We start from the raw sequence: 789 nt of genomic DNA, 5'->3' as shown, positions 1-789 counted from the left end.
CCGAGTAGGTGCCGGCCACACTGACGTTGATGGACGAGCCGGTGGCGCCATTGCTCCACAGGTAGGTAGATGCCCCTGAAGCGGTGAGCGTACCGGTTTGGCCTTCGCAGATGCTGATGGAGGAGACATTGACGGTGGGGGGAGGGCTGACCGAGAGGATGCCCGATCCAACGCCGGTACAACCCGAGCCACTGTTGCCCGTCACCGAGTAGGTGCCGGCTACATTGACATTGATGGAAGCCGTAGTGGCCCCGTTACTCCACAGGTAGGTGCTGGCCCCCGATGCGGTGAGTGTACCCGTCTGGCCTTCGCAGACGGTAGCCGAGGTGACATTGAGGGTGGCCACGGGGTTGATAGTGACCGTAGCGGTGGCCACATCCGAACAACCTGTCGAAGAGGTACCCGTCACCGAGTAGGTGCCGGCCACATTGACCGAGATGGATGAGCCCGTAGCGCCATTGCTCCACAGGTAGGTAGATGCCCCTGAAGCGGTGAGCGTACCGGTTTGGCCTTCGCAGATGCTGATGGAGGAGACGTTGACGGTCGGAGCAGGACTCGCCGTGAGGGTCGTAGTAGCTGTCGCCGAGCAACCCCCCGAGGAAGTACCCGTCACCGAGTAAGGTCCGGCCACACTCACACTGATGGAGGCCGTGGTGGCCCCGTTGCTCCACCGATAGGTGTTGGCCCCCGATGCGGTGAGCATCGCGGTCTGACCCCCACACAGACTGGCCGAACTGGCTGTGATACTCAGGCTGGGGGGGGCACTGATGGTGAGCACCCGGCTGATGA

At 62.7% G+C, this 789-nt stretch carries 1 pseudogene; it reads right to left on the bottom strand.

What is annotated here, in order from left to right:
• Nucleotides 1-789 (bottom strand): annotated as a pseudogene (locus GJR95_RS41650) (gliding motility-associated C-terminal domain-containing protein); the annotation flags it as partial.

Origin of the sequence: Spirosoma endbachense (assembly GCF_010233585.1) — a bacterium.
Lineage (GTDB): Bacteria > Bacteroidota > Bacteroidia > Cytophagales > Spirosomataceae > Spirosoma > Spirosoma endbachense.
Note: the sequence above shows the minus strand (reverse complement) of the source record. Positions and strands in the feature narration are given on the sequence as shown.